Below are 951 nucleotides of genomic sequence, written 5' to 3'. Positions count from 1 at the left end.
AATGTCGTGGACGCGGGCCGCGTCGGTTGAGGAGACGCTTGCGTTGTGGGCGGCGTCGCTTCGAGAGGTCAAGCAGCGGATACGTCCGTTGTTCACGCAAGAGCGTGTGGCGACGAATGCAGGCCTGTTCCTGGAAGGTCTGCTCGGAGATGAGCAGCGCAAGACCGGTTGGATGCGCGCGGAGGCGGCTGGCGATCCCGGCCCATGGCGGCAGCAGGCGATCCTGGGTCGCGGGGATTGGGACGCTGATGCCCTGCGCGATATCGTCCGGGACTATGTCATCGAGCACTTGGCGGATGACGATGCGGTGCTGGTGATCGACGAGACCGGCTTTCTCAAGCAGGGTAACGCCTCGTGCGGAGTGGCGCGGCAATACACTGGTTCGGCAGGGAAGATCACGAACTGCCAGATCGGCGTCTTCGCTACCTACGTTTCGCGTCATGGTCATGCGTTCATCGATCGCGCGTTGTATCTTCCGAAGGAATGGACCGACGATCCAGATCGTCTGGAAGCCGCATACGTGCCCGATGTCTGCTTTGCGACCAAACCAAAGCTTGCGACGAGAATGATCGCACGTGCGATAGCCGCGTCTGTACCATTCAAGTGGGTTGCCGGTGACACGGTCTACGGTGTTGGCGACATCGAACAGCAACTACGTCGGGCAGGCAAAGGCTACGTGCTCGGGGTCAGCAGCGCTCATGTGTTTCGATCCTGGGGCAAGCGACCGCCGGTCGCCGGTACGGCCGCGGACCTCGCCCGGACGCGCCGCCCGTCCGACTGGAAGCGCCTGTCGGCGGGAGCCGGAACCAAAGGACCGCGGCTGCACGACTGGTGTTATCTCGAACTGGCCGACCTCGAGGCCGAGCAGTTCAACAGCGCAAATGATGGTTTATGGACGCGCGGTCTGCTGATCCGTCGCCATATCGCCGATGGCGATCTCGCCTTCTTCAC

At 62.5% G+C, this 951-nt stretch carries 1 protein-coding gene; it reads left to right on the top strand.

Going from position 1 to position 951, the window contains the following annotated elements:
- Position 1: 1 nt before the first annotated feature.
- The coding region (locus IVB32_RS09505) for an IS701 family transposase (protein WP_247410245.1) at positions 2–951 on the top strand (950 nt) is incomplete at its 3' end.

Source organism: Bradyrhizobium sp. 23 (assembly GCF_023073295.1).
GTDB lineage: Bacteria > Pseudomonadota > Alphaproteobacteria > Rhizobiales > Xanthobacteraceae > Bradyrhizobium > Bradyrhizobium canariense_D.
This window is presented reverse-complemented; position numbering and strand designations above follow the sequence as displayed.